Here is an 18,370-nt window from a genome sequence, read left to right on the forward strand (position 1 = left end):
CGGGTTATCTATATTTGCCAAGAACTTACAGCCTGCTGATATGCGCAAAGGCGCTCATTATAGGGCCGCAGACAATAGACGCCACGGGCTGTCGGGCTTTGTTTGCAGATTGATCAGCCATACAGCCGCCCACAGGGCGATTGCATCCGCCCACAGGCAAACGCTATATAGTTTTTTATATATCGAAAACAACAAAGCCCCCTGATCGAGAGCCGATGAATGAACGCAACCAGCAAAGAAGCCGTAGGCCTGGCCTACAGCCTGGAGGGCATGCTCCATGCCAAGCGCATGACCTGGGAGGCCATCGGGCAGATCGCCCGGCAGGTCAAGCCGGGCATGCAGGAATCCGCCGCCAGGGAAATGGGCCTGCAAGTCCTGCGGGAGATGGGTATGGAGCGAATCTGGCATCCGCTGCTGATCCGCTTTGGCGCCAATACCCTGAAAACCTTCAAGCAACGCTCCGATGGCGATCCGCTACTCCAGGAAAACGATCTGTTCTTCATCGACCTGGGCGTGGTCTGGGATCGCCATGAAGGTGATTGCGGGGCGACGTTCGTGGTCGGCGACGACGCTGAAATGCATGCCTGTGCCGCCGCGGCGAAAAGCCTGTTCGACCAGGTCCACGACCACTGGCAGAGCCACCTGGTGGCTGGCCCTGAACTCTATCGCTATGCACAGGAACAGGCCCGAGCCATGGGCTGGGCACTCAATCTGGATATCAAGGGCCATCGGGTCAGCGACTTTCCCCACGCCATCTACCGCGCCGGGGACCTGGGAGATTTCGCCGCCTGCCCGCAAGTGGGTCTGTGGATCCTGGAAATCCAGATCGCCCACCCTACCCGGCCCTTCGGTGCCTTTTACGAAGACCTGCTGGCCTGAGCCTCACCGCCACCGCAGCGCCACCAACAAAAACGGCAGCCTCATCGGCTGCCGTTCTGTTCAAGCATCAGGTTACTTCAGGCCAGTCGCCCCAGCATCTCCTGGGCTTCGCTCTTCTGCCCTTCGTTACCTTCGCTCAGCACCTCACCGAGGATGTCCCGCGCACCGTCGTTATCCCCCATATCGATATAGGCCTGGGCCAGATCGAGCTTGGTGGCCACCTCATCGCTGCCGGAGAGGAAGTCGAAGTCCGCCTCATCAGGCGCTGCAGCGGCATCCTCGGCAGTGAAGCTGGGGATCGCCGGCTCCGGCTGATCAAGGCTCTGGCTCAGACGATCCAGTTCGGCGTTGACATCATCCAGCTCGGAAGTGAAGGCGTCCTTGGAGTCCGCGCCAGCATCCAGCTCATCGGCCAGGGACAGATCGAAGTCCGCCGACAGATCCAGGTCATCCAGGGCCGGGTCGGTGACGGTAGGCACGTCGCCTGCCGGCAGGTCCTTGAGGTCGTCGTCCAGGCTCAGCAGGAAATCTTCATCGCTCGGCTTCGCCGCCGGTAGATCAGCCCCCAGGTCCAGATCGAAATCACCCAGGTCGTCCAGGTTTTCCTCGGGAGCAAGCTGCTGCTCGAGCACCGAGCCAAAGCTCAGGTCGTCATCCAGCGGGAAGTCTTCCAGCTCGGTTTCAGGTTCAGGGGTGAGCACTGCCGGCGAAGCCGCCTCCAGGTCATCCAGGCTCAGGTCAAAATCCGCATCCAGGCCTTCTACCGGAGCAGCCGGCTCAGGCGCTGGCGGTTCGTCCTGCAGCAGCTCCTTGACGTACTCGGCATCCAGTTCGGCTGCCACGGCCGCAGTGGCCAGGCCAGCTGCCGCCGCTACCGCGACCATTGCCGGGAAGCGACTTTTCAGTTGCTCGACCTGAGCGTGGTTATCGCCATTGGCCACCAACTGCCGTTCCTGGGCGACAAAGGCGCTGCGGTCACCCTGATGCGCGTAGACCTCCATCAGCTTCAGACGCAGATCACTGCGTTGCGGCTCCAACTTGACCGCTTCTTCGAGAATCGCCGCGGCCTGGTTCAGGCGGCCGGCATCGATGTGATTCTGAGCCTGGCCCAGCACATCGGTGGCCCGCTCGACCGGGGCTACCGGAGCGGGCGCCACCACCGGCGCTGGAGCTGGAGCTGGAGCTGGAGCTGGAGCTGGAGCTGGAGCTGGAGCGAGATTAACGCTTGGTGCTGGAACCTCAAGGCCTTCGAAGCTGCTTTCCGGCAGGTCCATTTCCTCGGTGAAATCGCTTTCCTCCGACAGTGCCCGCGCCATGCGCAAGTGCTTCTCCGCTTCCTGCTGAGCCTTGCGGCGACGAGCCAGCAACAGCAACAGCAGCAACAAGACCAATACCGCACCGCCACCCACCAGCCCCAGCAGGATCGGGTTGGTCAGCAGATCGGAGTATTTATCTTCGTCGCTCTTGGCGGGAACGGCATCCTCAGCAGGCTTGGCAGCCGGCTCGCTGGCCGGGGCCGCTGGCGCCACCAGTGGGGCTGGCGCTTCGGGCTTGGCCACCAACTCAGCTGGCATTGCCGGAGCTGGCTGGGCACTAGGTACCGCAGTACCTGCGCCCTCGGCCTGCATCTTGGCCAACTGGTTGTTCTTCAATTCGATCAGGCGCTGCAGCTTGTCCAGCTGGCTTTGCAGGTCCGCCATGCGCTCCTTGAGCTCGGCGTTGTCACGACGGGTTGCGTCGAGGCTTTCCTGAGTCACCGCCAGCTTGTTGTTCAGCGCCTTGGCATCGCCGGCTGCGCCCTTGCCCCGGGTCTTGCCGTTTTCAGCGGACACCAGGCTCAGGTTGTCCTTGGTGTTGACCTGCTTGGGCGCCTTGTCGGCACCGGCGCGACGAGTCGCGTCCACCTGCTGCTGACCACGGGCACCGGCGCGGCGGCCCTGGCGCCAGGCAGCATTCTGCGCCGCCACTTCAGCAATTGCCTTGGGCTGCGGCAGCGCGGTGCTCTGCACCACATCGGGCAGGCGCAGCACCTTGCCGGTCTTCAGCCGATTGATGTTGCCATCGATAAAGGCATCCGGGTTCAGCGCCTGGATCGCCAGCATGGTCTGCTGGATAGAGGCACCGTTGCGGTTCTTGGCGGCGATTTCCCACAAGGTGTCACGGGCCGAGGTGGTGTACTGCTCCGGCTTGCCGGACTTGTTGGCGCGGGTGACCGGGGCACTTACCGCCGGGGCGCCTACTGGCGCGCTCTGGGCAGCGGCGGCGGCCTGCGGGGAGAATTTCGAAGGGTCCAGCAGCACACTGTAGTCGCGCAGCAGGCGGCCGTTGGGCCACATCACCTGCACCAGGAACTTGACCATCGGCTCCGACAGCGGCTGGCTCGAGGTCACCCGCAGCACACTCTTGCCGCCGGGATTGAGAATCGGAGTGAAACGCAGGTCGTTGAGAAAGGCCTGGCGATCAACGCCGGCCTTGGCGAACTCTTCTGCCGGCGCAAGGCTGGGCACTACCTCGGCGGCAGTGAGGTCCTTGACATCGAGCAATTCGATTTCTGCTACCAGAGGCTGGTTCAGACTCGACTTCAGGGTCAGCTCCCCAAGCCCAAGCGCCTGCGCCATACCGGAGGACAGCGCCGAGGCGGCCGCTATTGCTAACACCAGTTTGCGAACTTGAACCATAGCCTCATCCTTTGTTTGAACATTCCTCGGCCAGCGAGAAGGTTTTGTAGCGGCTGCCAACAGGCATTGCGCGGGACCATCAACGACCACGACGCGCGATTATTTCTTGCATGCCCCGGGAGCACCTGACGGCCACTCACCTCCAGCAACTTGCCAAGCATAGCGCCCGGCTAGATTCATTCTGCAAATTGTTGCCAAGTATCTTTTACAGCAGGTCTTTTATCAACAATTCAGCCAGCTGCACAGCGTTCAAGGCCGCACCTTTGCGTACGTTATCCGAGGTCAGCCACAGATTCAGTTCCGTCGGGTCGTCGACCCCGGAACGAACCCGCCCCACATAGACAACATCCTGGCCCACGGCGTCACCCACGGCAGTCGGATAGTCGCCCGCCTCCACCAGCTCCAGGCCGGGGGCCGCTTCCAGCGCCGCATTGACTGCCGCCAGGTCAACGGCGCTGTCTGACTGCAGAGTCACGCTATAGCTATCGCCAAAAAATACCGGTGCTTGAATGCAAGTGACAGAAATCTTTAATAAAGGCTGCCCCAGCACCTCGCGCAACTCCCGGACCAGGCGCTTTTCCAGCAGGGTATGGCCCTGGGCGTCTGGAGTGCCGATCTGGGCCAGCAGGTTGAAGGCCACTTGCCGATCGAAAAAGCGTGGCTCCATGGGGCGCACATTCAACAGTTCGGCCGTCTGCCGGGCCAGCTCGCTGACGGCCTCACGGCCCTGGCTGGAGATCGCCAGGCTGGCGGTCAGGTTGACCCGCTGGATGTCCAGCAAGCCTTGCAACGGCGCCAGCGCCACGGCCAGGGCGGTAGCCGAAGCGCTCGGGCTGCTCAGTTGCAATGGTTTTTTCAAGCCGGCCAGCACCTGGGCATTGGCTTCGGGAACGACATTGGGCGCCTGGGTCGAAGGCAAGGCACCGGAAAGATCGATCACCGCGCAGTTGGCCGCCGTGGCACGCGGGGCAAAACTCAGGGTCACCGCCGGGCCGGCCGCGAAGAACGCCAGCTGGACCTTGCTGAAATCGAACTCGTCGACTTCACGCACCCGCACGTTCTTGCCGCGGAACGGCACCGAATGACCGGCCGACTCGCTACTGGCCAGCAGGTGCAGGTTGGCAACGGGGAAGTCACGTTCTTCCAGAATCTGCACCAGGGTTTCGCCGACAGTACCGGTGGCACCGATCACGGCAATATCAAGGGAAGGAGTCATGGTGCTACCTCAGGCGAAACGGGGGGAGCGGCACTTTACCCGGCACGGGGTGGCGAGGCAATTCGCGGGGGGAGCTGTGGCTGGAACGAAGCACTCTTGGCGGGCAAGCCCACTCCTGCGGTGGGCATGAAAAAGCCCGCGCCTTGTGCAAGGGGCGGGCTATTTCAAGCGCTCAGAGAATCAACGCTCCAGCAGGATCCGCAGCATGCGGCGCAGCGGCTCGGCCGCCCCCCACAGCAACTGGTCGCCGACAGTGAAGGCGCCCAGGAACTGCGAGCCCATGTTCAGCTTGCGCAGGCGGCCCACCGGAATGTTCAGGGTGCCGGTGACCTTGGTCGGGCTCAGCTCCTGAATGCTGATATCACGCTGGTTAGGCACCAGCTTGACCCAAGGGTTGTGCTGGCTGATCAGCCCTTCGATATCGGCGATTGGCACATCCTTGTTGAGCTTGATGGTCAGCGCCTGGCTGTGGCAGCGCATGGCGCCGATGCGCACGCAGATACCATCCACCGGGATCGGGCTCTTGAAGCGACCGAGGATCTTGTTGGTCTCGGCCTGGGCCTTCCACTCTTCACGGCTCTGGCCGTTGGGCAGTTCCTTGTCGATCCACGGGATCAGGCTACCGGCCAGCGGCACGCCGAAGTTCTCGGTCGGATAGGCATCGCTGCGCATGGCTTCGGCCACTTTGCGGTCGATGTCGAGGATGGCGCTGGCCGGGTTGGCCAGGTCATCAGCGACGGCCGCGTGGGTCGCGCCCATTTGCTTGATCAGCTCACGCATGTTCTGCGCGCCGGCGCCGGAGGCTGCCTGGTAGGTCATGGCGCTCATCCACTCCACCAGGCCGGCTTCGAACAGGCCGCCCAGGCCCATCAGCATCAGGCTGACGGTGCAGTTGCCACCGATGTAGTTCTTGGTCCCGGCATCCAGTTGCTGGTCGATGACCTTGCGGTTCACCGGGTCAAGGATGATCACCGCATCATCTTCCATGCGCAGGCTGGAAGCGGCGTCAATCCAGTAACCCTGCCAGCCGGCTTCACGCAGCTTGGGGAAGACTTCGCTGGTGTAGTCGCCACCCTGGCAGGTCAGAATCACGTCGAGGGTTTTCAACTCTTCAATGTTGTAGGCGTCCTTCAGCGGAGCAATGTCCTTGCCCACCGACGGCCCCTGGCCACCGACATTGGAAGTGGTGAAAAACACCGGTTCAATAAGATCGAAGTCCTGCTCTTCCAGCATCCGCTGCATGAGCACGGAACCGACCATACCGCGCCAACCGATCAGACCTACACGTTTCATCGCAACTACACCTATACAAAAGTGGGCCACTGTCTGTGCAGTGGGCCCGAAAGATTACAGATTCCGCAGCGCGGCGACTACTGCATCGCCCATTTCCTGCGTACCGACTTTGGTGCAACCGGCCGACCAGATGTCGCCGGTGCGCAAACCCTGGTCCAGGACCCGGCTCACGGCCTGCTCGATGGCGTCCGCGGCCTCGGTCAGGTTGAAGCTGTAGCGCAACATCATCGACACCGAGAGGATGGTCGCCAGCGGGTTGGCAATGCCCTGCCCGGCGATGTCCGGCGCCGAACCGTGGCATGGCTCGTACATGCCCTTGTTGTTGGCATCCAGGGACGCCGACGGCAGCATGCCGATGGAACCGGTAAGCATCGAGGCTTCGTCGGAAAGAATATCGCCGAACATGTTGTCGGTGACTATCACATCGAACTGCTTCGGCGCACGCACCAGTTGCATGGCGGCGTTGTCCACGTACATGTGGCTCAACTCGACATCCGGGTAGTCCTTGGCCACTTGCTCGACCACTTCACGCCACAGTTGGCTGGACGCCAGGACGTTGGCCTTGTCCACCGAGCACAGCTTCTTGCCGCGCACGCGGGCCATGTCGAAGCCGACCCGGGCAATACGGCGGATTTCACTCTCGCTGTACGGCAGGGTGTCGTAGGACTGGCGTTCGCCGTTTTCCAGTTCGCGGGTGCCCCGTGGCGCGCCGAAGTAGATGCCACCGGTCAGCTCCCGAACGATGAGGATGTCCAGGCCGGAGACGATTTCAGGTTTCAGGCTCGAAGCATCGGCCAATTGCGGGTAGAGGATCGCCGGGCGCAGGTTGCCGAACAGGCCCAGTTGCGCACGAATCTTCAGCAGGCCGCGCTCAGGGCGGATGTCACGCTCGATCTTGTCCCACTTCGGGCCGCCCACGGCGCCCATCAGCACCGCATCGGCGGCCCGGGCACGATCCAGGGTCTCATCGGCCAGGGGCACACCGTGCTTGTCGATGGCCGCACCGCCGATCACGTCGTGGCTCAGCTCGAAGCCCAGGCTGTACTTGTCGTTGGCCAATTCCAGGACCTTGACCGCCTCGGCCATGATTTCCGGGCCAATACCGTCACCGGGGAGAATCAGAATCTGCTTGCTCATGCGTTCCTCGTTTGCTCTGTCGGCACGCCCGCAGGCGTGCCCGGAAAAAGTCTATCGCTCGGCCCACAGCACCAGTACATCTGTACTGAACGAACCGTCGGCGGCAATCTCAAAATATTCACGCACTTCGTTACCCATTGCCTGCTGCAACTGGCGGATCGCCACCCGCAACGGCTCGGGAGTGCGCATGCGCTCGACCCAGGAGCTGTACTCCAGGCGCAGGCGCTGACGGCTGGTACTGCGGGTGTGCAGGCCGGCCTCGCTGACCTGGCGCAGCCATTCACCCGCCGAATAATCGCGCACATGGCTGGTATCGCGCAGCACTTCGACGCTTTGCAGGTAAGTGTCCAGCAGCGGACTGCCCGGCGACAAGACATCGATGAACGCCGCCACGCCGCCCGGCTTCAGGACCCGGCGCACTTCCCGCAGGGCCAGGCCCAGGTCGCTCCAATGGTGGGCCGAGTAACGGCTGAAGACGAAGTCGAACTCGCCATCGGCGAACGGCAGGCGCTCGGCGGCGCCCAGTACGGTGCGGATGTTACCCAGCCCGCGCTCCTGCGCCGCCCCTGCCACCACATCCAGCATCTGCTGGGAGAGGTCGTAGGCCACCACTTCCCTGACCTGCGGCGCGACATGAAAACTGACGTGGCCGGCACCGCAGCCCAGGTCCAGGAGCCGGGCTGTGCCCTTGCCTGCCACCTCGGCCTGCAGCAAGGCGAATTCGGCACCCTGAGCGTGCACGGTGCTACTCAGGTAGGCCGAAGCCTGCTCGCCAAATTGCTTCTGTACTACCTGGCTGTGGGCGTTGCTGGTCATGGGGCGATCCTTTTGGGCAAGGGAAACGGCGTTCGCGGGCAAGCCAGCTCCTACAACGCCATCCGTAGGGGCCGGCTTGCCGTCGATCAGGCAATCAGGCGTCGCGGAACAGCCAGGGCTGGCTGGCGCGATGCTTGGCCTCGAAGGCGGCGATGGCGTCGCCGTCCTGCAGGGTCAGGCCGATGTCGTCCAGACCGTTGAGCAGGCAATGCTTGCGGAAGGCATCGATCTCGAACTTCAGCACCTTGCCGTCGGGGCGGGTCACGGTCTGCGCTTGGAGGTCGATGCGCAATTGGTAGCCCGGAGTAGCCTCGACCTGCTGGAACAGCTCGTCGACTTCAGCGTCGCTCAGGATGATCGGCAACAAGCCGTTCTTGAAGCTGTTGTTGAAGAAGATGTCGGCGTAGCTGGGCGCGATGATGCTGCGAAAACCGTACTCCTCCAGGGCCCACGGCGCGTGCTCGCGGCTGGAGCCGCAACCGAAGTTCTCCCGGGCCAGCAACACGCTGGCACCCTGGTAACGCTCGGCGTTGAGCACGAAATCCTTGTTCAACGGGCGCTTGGAGTTGTCCTGGTAGGGCTGGCCCACGTCCAGGTAGCGCCATTCGTCGAACAGGTTGGGGCCAAAGCCGGTGCGCTTGATCGACTTGAGAAACTGCTTGGGAATGATCTGGTCGGTGTCGACGTTGGCACGATCCAAAGGCGCGACCAAACCATTGTGCTGAGTGAAAGCTTTCATGCTGCGCTCCTTAGATCAATTCACGGACGTCGACGAAACGACCGCTGACAGCGGCGGCGGCGGCCATGGCCGGGCTGACCAGGTGGGTACGCCCACCGGCACCCTGGCGCCCTTCGAAGTTGCGGTTCGAGGTCGAGGCGCAATGCTCGCCGGACTCCAGGCGGTCCGGGTTCATCGCCAGGCACATCGAGCAGCCCGGCTCACGCCATTCGAAACCGGCTTCGAGGAAGATCTTGTCCAGGCCTTCCGATTCGGCCTGCGCCTTGACCAGGCCCGAGCCCGGCACCACGATCGCCTGCTTGATGGTGGAAGCCACTTTGCGGCCCTTGGCGATGACCGCGGCGGCGCGCAAGTCTTCGATCCGCGAGTTGGTGCAGGAGCCGATGAAGACGCGGTCCAACTGAATGTCGGTGATCGCCTGGTTGGCGCTCAAGCCCATGTACTTCAAGGCGCGGACGATGGAATCGCGCTTGACCAGATCCATTTCCTTGGCCGGGTCCGGTACGTTCTGATCCACCGCCAGGACCATTTCCGGGGACGTACCCCAGCTGACCTGCGGCTTGATCTGTGCGGCATCGAGCTCGACCACGGTATCGAACTCGGCGTCGGCATCGGACACCAGGTCCTTCCAGGCCTCGACGGCCAAGTCCCATTCGGCGCCCTTGGGGGCGAACGGACGTCCCTTGACGTATGCCACGGTCTTTTCGTCCGCCGCCACCAGGCCGACACGGGCACCGGCTTCGATGGACATGTTGCAGATGGTCATGCGGCCTTCGACGGACAGCTCGCGAATCGCGCTACCGGCGAACTCGATGGCATGGCCGTTACCGCCGGCGGTGCCGATCTTGCCGATCACGGCCAGGACGATGTCCTTGGCGGTCACGCCGAAAGGCAAGGTGCCTTCCACGCGCACCAGCATGTTCTTCATTTTCTTGGCCACCAGGCACTGGGTGGCGAGCACGTGCTCCACCTCGGAGGTGCCGATGCCATGGGCCAGGGCGCCGAAAGCACCGTGGGTCGAGGTGTGGGAGTCACCACAGACCACGGTCATGCCCGGCAAGGTGGCGCCCTGCTCCGGGCCGATCACGTGGACGATGCCCTGGCGCACGTCGTTCATCTTGAATTCGACAATGCCGTATTCATCGCAGTTGTCGTCGAGGGTCTGCACCTGGAGGCGGGAAACCTGGTCGGCGATCGCTTCTATCCCGCCCTTGCGCTCCGGCGTGGTCGGTACGTTGTGGTCCGGGGTGGCGATGTTGGCATCGATGCGCCATGGCTTGCGCCCGGCCAGACGCAGGCCTTCGAAGGCTTGCGGCGAGGTCACTTCGTGGATGATGTGACGATCGATATAGATCAGCGCCGAACCATCGTCGCGCTGCTTGACCAAATGCGAATCCCAGAGCTTGTCGTAGAGCGTCTTGCCGGCCATCGGACCATTCCTCATCAGCTTGTTTCTATGCCCCGGGCCCCGATCGTGCGCCGATCAATAACCCTTTGGCTTGTGAGGCCGATCCTATGGCGTTAGATTAAATAACTCAAATTCATATTTTTCATGCTTTGGATAACCAACTGGAATGCAACCATGGACCTGGCCAACCTCAACGCCTTTATAGCCATCGCCGAGACCGGCAGCTTTTCCGGCGCCGGCGAACGCCTGCACCTGACCCAGCCAGCCATCAGCAAACGCATCGCCGGCCTGGAGCAGCAACTCAACGTGCGGCTGTTCGACCGCCTGGGGCGGGAGATCGGCCTGACCGAGGCCGGGCGTGCCCTGCTACCCCGGGCCTACCAGATCATCAATGTGCTGGATGACACCCGCCGCGCCCTGACCAACCTCACCGGCGAAGTCAGTGGCCGCCTGACCCTGGCCACCAGCCATCACATTGGCCTGCACCGCCTGCCGCCATTGCTGCGGGCCTTCACCCGGCGCTACCCGCAAGTGGCCCTGGACATCCAGTTCCTCGACTCCGAAGTGGCCTACGAGGAAATCCTCCATGGCCGCGCCGAACTGGCAGTGATCACCCTGGCCCCCGAGCCCCACTCCCTGGTCAAGGCCACCGCGGTCTGGGACGACCCGCTGGACTTCGTCGCCGCGCCGGAACACCCGCTGGTCAGCAGCGGCCAGGTGAGCCTGGCGGACATTGCCCTGCATCCCGCGGTTTTCCCCGGCGGCAATACCTTTACCCACCATATTGTCCAACGCCTGTTTGAAGCCCAGGGCCTGACGCCGAACATCGCCATGAGTACTAACTATCTGGAAACTATAAAGATGATGGTGTCCATCGGCCTGGCCTGGAGCGTGCTGCCACGCACCATGCTCGACGACCAGGTGGCGCGCATTCCTTTACCGGGCATACAGCTGCACCGCCAGCTAGGCTATATCCTGCATACCGAACGGACACTTTCGAACGCTGCGCGGGCTTTCATGGCCTTACTGGATGCACAAGTCGATTGGCCAGGGAACCCGGCATAACACTCCGGGTATCGCCCGTGCCACGCCGCAGCGCCATGAGTATCCCGCACCCGACGAATGACTCAGCTCAAGGCCTGACCTCCATGCCCAAACCCGCTGACCGTATTCCGCCCTTGCCGCGTATCCATGCTGTCGACCCCCGGGAGTCGGAGCAAAGCTGGGAAAACGCACCGCAGCTGCTCGCCGCCCTCAATGGTGCGCGCCTGGGGGCCTGGTATTGGGATATTGAAAGCGGGCAGATCAGTTGGTCCCGGGGCACCCAGGCGCTGTTCGGCTTCGACCCGCGCCAGCCCTTGCCGGAAAACCTCGAATACCTCGACCTGCTGCCCATCGAGGACCGGGCCAGGACGATTCGCGCCTTTCATTCAGTGCTGGCCGGCGCGCCGCTGGAACACGCCATGCACCACCGCATCCGCTGGCCCGACGGCAGCCTGCACTGGCTGGAGATCAACGGCAGCGTGTTACCGGACAAGCACGGCAAGCCGCGAATGATCGGGGTGATCCGCGAGATCACCCACCAGCGCCAACGCGAAGAAGCCCTCAGCAGTTCGGAAAAGCGCTTTGCCACGCTGTTTCACCTGTGCCCCAACACCGTGCTGCTGACCCGCCTGGAAGATGGCCTGATCAGCGAGGCCAACCAGTACTTCGAAAGCCAGTTCGGCTGGCCCGCCGAGCACGTGATCGGCCGTACCACCCTGGAGATCGGCCTGTGGGTCAACCCCGAACAGCGCGCCCAACTGATCAAGGCGGTCCAGAAGAAGGGCCAGGCCGCCAGCCTCGAAGTGCAATTTCGCGCCAGCAACGGGCAGATCCATGACGGCATCCTCAGTGCCCAGAAGGTTGAACTGGAGGGCAAGGCCTACCTGCTCAGCACCTTTCTCGACACCAGCGAGCGCAAACGATCCGAACAGGCGCTCAAGGACAGCCAGGAACGCCTGGACCTGGCCCTGGATTCGGCGCAACTGGGCACCTGGGACTGGCACATTCCCAGCGGCATGCTCTACGGCTCGGCCCGCGCCGCGCAATTGCACGGCCTGGAACCCATCCCCTTCCATGAATCCTTCGACGCCTTCTTCGAAGGCGTACCCACCGAAGAGCGCAACTCCATGCGCGATGCCTACCGCAGCCTGCGCGAAGGCCCGGCGGGCAACTATCAACTGACCTACCGGGTGCAACTGGAGGACGGCAGCTCGCGCTACCTGGAAAGCCGCGCCCGCCTCTACCGCGACGAACAGGGCAGCCCGCTGCGCATGGCCGGCACTCTGCTGGACATCACCGAGCAGGTGGAACGGGAACAGCGCCTGATCACCTCCGAAGAGAAATTCGCCAGCCTGTTCCAGGTCAGCCCCGACCCGATCTGCGTGACCTTGCTGGAAACCGGTCAGTTCATCGAGATCAACTCTAGCTTCACCCAGACCTTCGGCTGGACCCTGGACGAAGTGCTAAACCGCAGCGCCGAACAGATCGGCCTTTGGGAAGACGCCGCGCCGCGCCTGCGGCGCATCGAGCAGGTGATTCGCGAACAGGCGCTGAATAATGTGGCAGTGGTGGTCCACCACAAGAACGGCCAGCCGCTGACCTGCATCATTTCCAGCCGCCTGATCACCGTGGACAAGCAGCCCTGCATCGTCACCAACCTGCGGGACATCACCCAGCAGCAGCGCTCGGAGGCGGCCCTCAAGGCCAGCGAAGAGAAGTTCGCCAAGGCCTTTCACTCCAGCCCTGATGCCATCAGCATCACCGAGCGCGACACGGGCCGCTACCTGGAAGTCAACGATGGTTTCTGCCGCCTGACCGGCCACCGCAACGACGAGGTGATCGGCCGCACCATGTACCAGATCGGCATCTGGGCCGAAGAAGCGCAACTCTCCACCTTGCTGGCGGAGCTCCAGATCAAGGGCCGGGTACACCACCTGGAAATGCTCGGGCGCAACAAGCGCGGGGAAATCCTCACCCTGGAAGTCTCGGTGGAACCCATCACCCTCAACGAAACGCCCTGCCTGCTAATGACCGCCCGGGACGTCAGCCTGCTGAAGAACGCCCAGGCACAGATCCGCCACCTGGCTTACCACGACCCCCTGACCAACCTGCCCAACCGCGCCCTGCTGATGGACCGCCTGAGCCAGCAGATTGCCCTGCTCAAGCGTCATAACCTGCGCGGTGCCCTACTGTTTCTCGACCTCGATCACTTCAAGCACATCAACGACTCCCTGGGCCACCCGGTGGGCGACACCGTGTTGAAAATCATCACCGCCCGGCTCGAAGCCAGCGTGCGCATGGAAGACACCGTGGCACGCCTGGGCGGCGATGAGTTCGTGGTCCTGCTGAGTGGCCTTGAGGGCACGCGCAACGAAGTCAGCGAACAGGTCCGCCAGTTGGCCGACACCCTACGCGAACTGCTGTCCGAACCGATGTTCCTCGATGGCCAGCGCCTGCAGGTCACCCCGAGCATCGGTGTGGCACTGATTCCCGACCACGGCTCGACCCCCACCGACCTGCTCAAGCGCGCCGACATCGCCCTTTATCGGGCCAAGGATTCAGGGCGCAACACCACCCAGATGTTCCACAACACCATGCAAAAAGCCGCCAGCGAACGCCTGCGCATGGAAACCGACCTGCGCCTGGCCCTGTCCCGGGGCGAATTCAGCGTGCACTTCCAGCCCCAGGTGGACGCCCGCGACAACCGCATCGTCGGCGCCGAAGCCTTGGTGCGCTGGCAACACCCGGAGTTGGGCGCACAGTCGCCGACCGAGTTCATCAAGGTGCTGGAGGACAGCGGCCTGATCCTCGAAGTGGGCACCTGGATTCTCGACGAGGCCTGCCTGGCCTTCAGCCAGTTGATCGATCAGAAACTGGTGGATCCCCAGCACTTCAGCCTGTGCGTCAACATCAGCCCGCGGCAGTTCCGCCAGACCGACTTTGTCGAGCGGGTCGAACACAGCCTGCACGCCTACGCACTGCCCTCGAGCCTGCTGAAGCTGGAGATCACCGAAGGCATCGTGATCCAGAACCTGGAAGACACCATCAACAAGATGCGCCGGCTGAAGAAACTCGGAGTGAGCTTTGCCATGGACGACTTCGGCACCGGCTACTCGTCCCTGACCTACCTCAAGCGCTTGCCGGTGGACACCTTGAAGATCGACCAGTCCTTCGTCCGCGATGCGACCCACGACCCCAACGATGCGGAAATCATCCGGGCCATTGTCGCCATGGCCCGCAGCCTGAACCTCAAGGTCATCGCCGAAGGCGTGGAAACCCCGCAGCAGCTCGAATTCCTCCAGGGCCTGGAGTGCCACCTGTACCAGGGTTTCCTCCATAGCAGGCCGTTGCCGCTGAGCGAATTCAAGAAGCTGCTGGAATGACAGGCACGAAAAAGGGCGCCACCAGGGCGCCCTTTTTTTGCAGCGGTCTTAGTGTTGCAGAGCCGCCTGCTGCGCACCGTTGATCGGGATGCGCTTGGCTTTGGCCTCTTCCGGCACAACCCGCAGCAGGTCGATATTCAACAGACCGTTGCTCAGGGCCGCGGCCTTGACCTCGATATGGTCGGCCAGGCGGAAGGACAGCTTGAATGCACGCTGGGCAATGCCCTGGTGCAGGTAAGTGACGCTTTCATTGGCATCGCGCTTGCCACCGCTCACGGTCAACACGCCTTTTTCCACTTGCAGTTCCAGGTCTTCTTCCTGGAAACCGGCGGCGGCAATGACGATGCGGTATTGATCGTCAGCGTGTTTCTCAACGTTGTAGGGTGGGTAGCTGCTGCCTGGTTCGTTGCGCAGTGCCGACTCGAACAGATCATTGAAACGGTCGAAGCCGACAGAGGAACGGAACAGTGGAGCCAAGGAAAATGCAGTACTCATGGGTGTTTCTCCTGATTATTCAGCGAGTGGTTATCTCCGCGACCCGAATTCGGCATCGCGTACCCAAGAGATAGGGATGGGCTCCAGCGTTTCAAGACATGCCTTAAAAATTTTTTACGCCGCCTCGCTCCGGGGCATGCCCAACAGGCGCCCGACCTGATCCAGCTCGGTTTCCCGGCGCAGGGCGGTGAACAGTTCGACCGCTTCCGGGTAGTTGCGGGTCAGCATCGCCAGCCATTGCTTCAGGCGCCCCGGCGCCGAACGCGGGGTCAGTTGCACCACCACCTGAGCCCAGAAATCCTGGAGCATCGGCTGCAGGTCGGCCCAGGACATTTCCACCACTTCTTCACCGGCCCGGGCTGCGGCGATCTGCCGGGCCAGATCGGGACGCGAAACCAGCCCGCGACCCAGCATGATGTCCTCGACGCCGCTGATTTCCCGGCAACGGCGCCAGTCCTCGACGCTCCAGATATCCCCGTTGGCGAACACCGGCACCTTGACCACTTCCTGCACCCGCGGGATCCACTCCCAATGGGCCGGCGGCTTGTAGCCGTCGACCTTGGTCCGCGCGTGCACCACGATATGTTCGGCGCCACCCTCGGCCAGCGCTGTGGCACAGACCAGCGAGCCATCCGGGCTGTCGAAGCCCAGGCGCATTTTCGCCGTGACCGGAATGTGCGCCGGCACCGCACGCCGCACATGCTCGACGATCTGGTTCAGCAGCTCGGGCTCCTTGAGCAGCACCGCCCCGCCCCGGGACTTGTTGACGGTCTTGGCCGGGCAACCGAAGTTCAGGTCGATGACCTCACTGCCCAGCTCACAGGCCAGGGCCGCGTTCTCTGCCAGGCACACCGGGTCCGAACCCAGCAACTGCACTCGCAGCGGCACGCCGGCCGCGGTGTGTGCACCGTGCAGCAGTTCGGGGGCGAGCTTGTGGAAGTAGGCAGGCGTCAACAGGCGGTCATTGACGCGGATGAACTCGGTGACACACCAGTCGATCCCGCCAACACGAGTCAGTACATCCCGCAGGATGTTGTCGACCAACCCCTCCATGGGCGCCAGGGCAATTTGCATGAAACACACTCGACAAGAAAACGGGCAAAAAAACGTCCGCCAGTTTACTGGGTTTCGACCTTCAGCAGGAGTTTTACAGGGGCGAGCCAGCCGTTGCAGGCGCCTTCGCTGGCAAGCCGGCGCCTGCACGGGCACAGGGAGGTGTCAGGCGCCCTGCAGGGCCGGGCCGTAACCGTCCAGGAACTCGGCGGGCATGCGCTTGGGCTTGCCGGTGGACAGCTCGATGCAGACAAAGGTGGTCTGGGCCCGCAACAGGGTCGTACCGTCGCTCGGGCGCATCAGCTGGAAACGCCGGGTCATCTTCAGGCGCTGGTCCCAATCGACGATCCAGGTGGCCAGTTGCAGCTCATCGCCTTCATAGGCCGCCGCCAGGTAATCGATCTCGTGCCGCACCACGGCCATCGCCCGGTCCAGGCGCCGGTATTCGGCCAGGTCCAGCCCCAGGCGTTGCGAATGTCGCCAGGCGCAACGCTCCAGCCAGGTCACGTAGACCGCATTGTTGGCGTGCCCGAGGCCATCGATATCCTCGGCGGCCACCTGCAGATCGATGACGAATGGCGTTGCCAGATCCCAACTCATGCCCGACTCCCGGTCAGTTTTTTTGACCGGGGCAGTGTAACGGATGCTCAGGCCGATTGGCGCGCTTGAAGATGCCGTCCACTGACCAGCGCCACCACCGCATCCACCACTCGGGAGTCGGCCAATATCCGCTGGTGGCCACCTTCACTCAAGCGCAGGAGACGGCTGTCGAACCAGGCCTGGTGGATGAGCTCCGATTCCTTGACCGGAACGAAGAGGTCATCTTCGGCGTGAATGATCAGGCCGGGCATATCCAACTGATACTGGGCCACGTCCATGGAGGCGGCGCGCATTCCGACCTTCTTCTCCACCTGGCGGATAAAGGCGGAACGCGCCCTGGGCGGCAACCGCATGTAGCTGGCAAAACCGCGCAACACGGCCAGGATACGTGCCGGCGCGGCAATACTGACCAGGGTTTCGGTGCGCAGACCCAATTGCACCGCGAGCATGGCGCTGGCACCGCCCATGGAGTGGCCGATCACCGCGCGCAGGGGCGGCAATTCGGCTGCTGCCTCCAGCATCGCCCGGGCAAACAGTGCCACATTTGCCTCATCGCCCGGGGAACGACCATGGGCCGGGCCATCCAGCGCCACGGCGGTATAACCGGCGGCCACCAGGGCCTCGATCAGGCTGGCAAACTGCGTGGGCCGCCCTTCCCAGCCGTGCATCAGCAATACCGTCGGCCCCTGGCCCCAACGCAAGGCTGAAAGCCCGAAACGCAAGGTCAGGCGCTCGGCACGCGCCAGCAGGGGCAACTCCCACTTTCGTGGCGGCAGCTCGCGAGGGGTCATGAACAAATGACGCATCCGATTCGCCGCCCATTGCGGCGCCACCCACCCCAGAGTGCCATTGACGCCACGAATCCAGCTCAATCTGCTCATCACCTACCTCGCCGTTGCACTTCAGGTCATAGCACCGCCGACTTGGCGGCACGCAGCAAACGATCGGACAACTCGCCGGGCCCCAAGGCCCGCGCCAGGGACAGGCCGCCCACCATCAGCGCCATGTCGGCCAAGGCCTTGTCGGTATCTTCGGGGCTGGCAGCCAGTTGCGCGACCATCAGCTCCATGTGTTCGTTCAAAGCCTTGCGAAAGCTCTCGGGCAAGCGCCCCAGTTCGCCGACCGAGGCTGGAATCGGGCACGCCTGCTCGGTGGAGTCGCGGTGTTTGCGCGACAGATAGAACGCCGCTGCCAACGCCCGGCGCTCTTCGCCGCTGAGGCTTGCATCCATTTCATCGAGCAGGCCGCGTCGATGGGAAAGCAACTGAGTGAAAGCTTCCAGCATCAGCGCATCCTTGCTCTCAAAGTGCGCATAGAAGCCGCCTACAGTCAGGCCGGCAGCCCCCATCACCTCACCCACACTCGGTTCGGCCGGGCCGCGCTGGATCAGTGCAGAACTGGCGGCCTGGAGAATACGTTCGCGGGTTTGAGCTTTTTTGTCGTTCATCGTTACCTCCGAATATTACGGAAAAAATATTATTCTCATAATAATTTTCCGCAAGTCGCCAGTGTGACCGTCGGTCAGAAGCGCAGGCTGAGGAAGAAAGAGAGATTGGCTGAAGGCCAGAAAAACAAAAGGGTCATTCAATGATTGAATGACCCTTAAAAATCCCGCAGAGCGGGTAAACG

The 18,370-nt window shown here is 62.8% G+C and carries 15 protein-coding genes; 3 read left to right on the forward strand and 12 right to left on the reverse strand.

Annotated features, from left to right (window positions below; all coding sequences use genetic code 11):
• The first annotated feature begins 219 nt into the window (after positions 1-219).
• Positions 220-879 (forward strand): M24 family metallopeptidase, encoded by a 660-nt coding sequence (locus F6S12_RS04755; RefSeq protein ID WP_194237315.1) that lies wholly within the window; start codon positions 220-222, stop codon positions 877-879.
• 77 nt (positions 880-956) lie between these two features.
• On the opposite strand, the gene F6S12_RS04760 is transcribed toward F6S12_RS04755, so the two are convergent.
• The 7 genes from F6S12_RS04760 to leuC form a co-directional block, all read right to left on the reverse strand.
• Entirely contained in the window at positions 957-3,557 is a 2,601-nt protein-coding gene (locus F6S12_RS04760) for a FimV/HubP family polar landmark protein (protein WP_315868761.1), read from the reverse strand.
• 205 nt (positions 3,558-3,762) lie between these two features.
• Entirely contained in the window at positions 3,763-4,773 is a 1,011-nt protein-coding gene (locus tag F6S12_RS04765; protein WP_161467178.1) for an aspartate-semialdehyde dehydrogenase, read from the reverse strand.
• Between the two features lie 180 nt (positions 4,774-4,953).
• The gene (gene asd, locus F6S12_RS04770; protein WP_161467179.1) at positions 4,954-6,066 is read right to left on the reverse strand and encodes an aspartate-semialdehyde dehydrogenase; all 1,113 of its coding nucleotides are present in this window, start codon (positions 6,064-6,066) and stop codon (positions 4,954-4,956) included.
• A 54-nt stretch (positions 6,067-6,120) separates the two neighbouring features.
• Positions 6,121-7,203, reverse strand: a complete 1,083-nt coding sequence (gene leuB, locus F6S12_RS04775; protein ID WP_077933678.1) for a 3-isopropylmalate dehydrogenase — start codon at positions 7,201-7,203, stop codon at positions 6,121-6,123.
• A 51-nt stretch (positions 7,204-7,254) separates the two neighbouring features.
• Positions 7,255-8,019 carry a class I SAM-dependent methyltransferase gene (locus tag F6S12_RS04780; protein ID WP_015634897.1) on the reverse strand — a complete coding sequence of 255 codons (765 nt, stop codon included), beginning with the start codon at positions 8,017-8,019 and terminating at the stop codon, positions 7,255-7,257.
• Between the two features lie 94 nt (positions 8,020-8,113).
• On the reverse strand, positions 8,114-8,758 hold the full coding sequence (gene leuD / locus F6S12_RS04785) for a 3-isopropylmalate dehydratase small subunit (RefSeq protein WP_011060376.1): 645 nt from the start codon (positions 8,756-8,758) through the stop codon (positions 8,114-8,116).
• 10 nt (positions 8,759-8,768) lie between these two features.
• Positions 8,769-10,187, reverse strand: coding sequence for a 3-isopropylmalate dehydratase large subunit (gene leuC / locus F6S12_RS04790; protein WP_072451535.1), 1,419 nt, complete (start codon positions 10,185-10,187; stop codon positions 8,769-8,771).
• A gap of 153 nt (positions 10,188-10,340) precedes the next feature.
• On the opposite strand from leuC, the gene F6S12_RS04795 reads away from it, so the two are divergent.
• Both F6S12_RS04795 and F6S12_RS04800 read left to right on the forward strand, forming a co-directional pair.
• Entirely contained in the window at positions 10,341-11,231 is an 891-nt protein-coding gene (locus F6S12_RS04795; RefSeq protein WP_011060374.1) for a LysR family transcriptional regulator, read from the forward strand.
• 83 nt (positions 11,232-11,314) lie between these two features.
• Positions 11,315-14,593 carry an EAL domain-containing protein gene (locus F6S12_RS04800; RefSeq protein WP_011060373.1) on the forward strand — a complete coding sequence of 1,093 codons (3,279 nt, stop codon included), beginning with the start codon at positions 11,315-11,317 and terminating at the stop codon, positions 14,591-14,593.
• Positions 14,594-14,641: 48 nt separating this feature from the next.
• On the opposite strand, the gene F6S12_RS04805 is transcribed toward F6S12_RS04800, so the two are convergent.
• The 5 genes from F6S12_RS04805 to F6S12_RS04825 form a co-directional block, all read right to left on the reverse strand.
• On the reverse strand, positions 14,642-15,088 hold the full coding sequence (locus F6S12_RS04805; protein ID WP_011060372.1) for an Hsp20 family protein: 447 nt from the start codon (positions 15,086-15,088) through the stop codon (positions 14,642-14,644).
• Positions 15,089-15,202: 114 nt separating this feature from the next.
• Complete coding sequence (locus F6S12_RS04810; RefSeq protein ID WP_011060371.1) at positions 15,203-16,162, reverse strand: tRNA dihydrouridine synthase; 960 nt, start codon at positions 16,160-16,162, stop codon at positions 15,203-15,205.
• A 144-nt stretch (positions 16,163-16,306) separates the two neighbouring features.
• The gene (locus F6S12_RS04815) at positions 16,307-16,741 is read right to left on the reverse strand and encodes an acyl-CoA thioesterase (protein ID WP_011060370.1); all 435 of its coding nucleotides are present in this window, start codon (positions 16,739-16,741) and stop codon (positions 16,307-16,309) included.
• A gap of 47 nt (positions 16,742-16,788) precedes the next feature.
• The gene (locus tag F6S12_RS04820) at positions 16,789-17,622 is read right to left on the reverse strand and encodes an alpha/beta fold hydrolase (protein ID WP_053157343.1); all 834 of its coding nucleotides are present in this window, start codon (positions 17,620-17,622) and stop codon (positions 16,789-16,791) included.
• A gap of 26 nt (positions 17,623-17,648) precedes the next feature.
• Positions 17,649-18,188: a TetR/AcrR family transcriptional regulator gene (locus tag F6S12_RS04825; protein WP_011060368.1), complete on the reverse strand. Its 540-nt coding sequence runs from the start codon at positions 18,186-18,188 to the stop codon at positions 17,649-17,651.
• Positions 18,189-18,370 lie beyond the last annotated feature (182 nt).

The sequence above is a fragment of the Pseudomonas sp. JV245A genome, from assembly GCF_032424515.1.
Classification (GTDB): domain Bacteria; phylum Pseudomonadota; class Gammaproteobacteria; order Pseudomonadales; family Pseudomonadaceae; genus Aquipseudomonas; species Aquipseudomonas protegens.

Excerpts from the sequence above, each read along its gene's own strand:
- F6S12_RS04800 (WP_011060373.1), top strand. The coding sequence starts at position 11,315 with ATGCCCAAACCCGCTGACCGTATTCCGCCCTTGCCGCGTATCCATGCT.
- F6S12_RS04795 (WP_011060374.1), top strand. The coding sequence starts at position 10,341 with ATGGACCTGGCCAACCTCAACGCCTTTATAGCCATCGCCGAGACCGGC.
- F6S12_RS04810 (WP_011060371.1), bottom strand. The coding sequence starts at position 16,162 with ATGCAAATTGCCCTGGCGCCCATGGAGGGGTTGGTCGACAACATCCTG.
- F6S12_RS04760 (WP_315868761.1), bottom strand. The coding sequence starts at position 3,557 with ATGGTTCAAGTTCGCAAACTGGTGTTAGCAATAGCGGCCGCCTCGGCG.
- asd (WP_161467179.1), bottom strand. The coding sequence starts at position 6,066 with ATGAAACGTGTAGGTCTGATCGGTTGGCGCGGTATGGTCGGTTCCGTG.
- F6S12_RS04815 (WP_011060370.1), bottom strand. The coding sequence starts at position 16,741 with ATGAGTTGGGATCTGGCAACGCCATTCGTCATCGATCTGCAGGTGGCC.
- F6S12_RS04805 (WP_011060372.1), bottom strand. The coding sequence starts at position 15,088 with ATGAGTACTGCATTTTCCTTGGCTCCACTGTTCCGTTCCTCTGTCGGC.
- F6S12_RS04820 (WP_053157343.1), bottom strand. The coding sequence starts at position 17,622 with ATGAGCAGATTGAGCTGGATTCGTGGCGTCAATGGCACTCTGGGGTGG.
- leuB (WP_077933678.1), bottom strand. The coding sequence starts at position 7,203 with ATGAGCAAGCAGATTCTGATTCTCCCCGGTGACGGTATTGGCCCGGAA.
- leuD (WP_011060376.1), bottom strand. The coding sequence starts at position 8,758 with ATGAAAGCTTTCACTCAGCACAATGGTTTGGTCGCGCCTTTGGATCGT.
- F6S12_RS04825 (WP_011060368.1), bottom strand. The coding sequence starts at position 18,188 with ATGAACGACAAAAAAGCTCAAACCCGCGAACGTATTCTCCAGGCCGCC.
- F6S12_RS04780 (WP_015634897.1), bottom strand. The coding sequence starts at position 8,019 with ATGACCAGCAACGCCCACAGCCAGGTAGTACAGAAGCAATTTGGCGAG.
- F6S12_RS04755 (WP_194237315.1), top strand. The coding sequence starts at position 220 with ATGAACGCAACCAGCAAAGAAGCCGTAGGCCTGGCCTACAGCCTGGAG.
- F6S12_RS04765 (WP_161467178.1), bottom strand. The coding sequence starts at position 4,773 with ATGACTCCTTCCCTTGATATTGCCGTGATCGGTGCCACCGGTACTGTC.
- leuC (WP_072451535.1), bottom strand. The coding sequence starts at position 10,187 with ATGGCCGGCAAGACGCTCTACGACAAGCTCTGGGATTCGCATTTGGTC.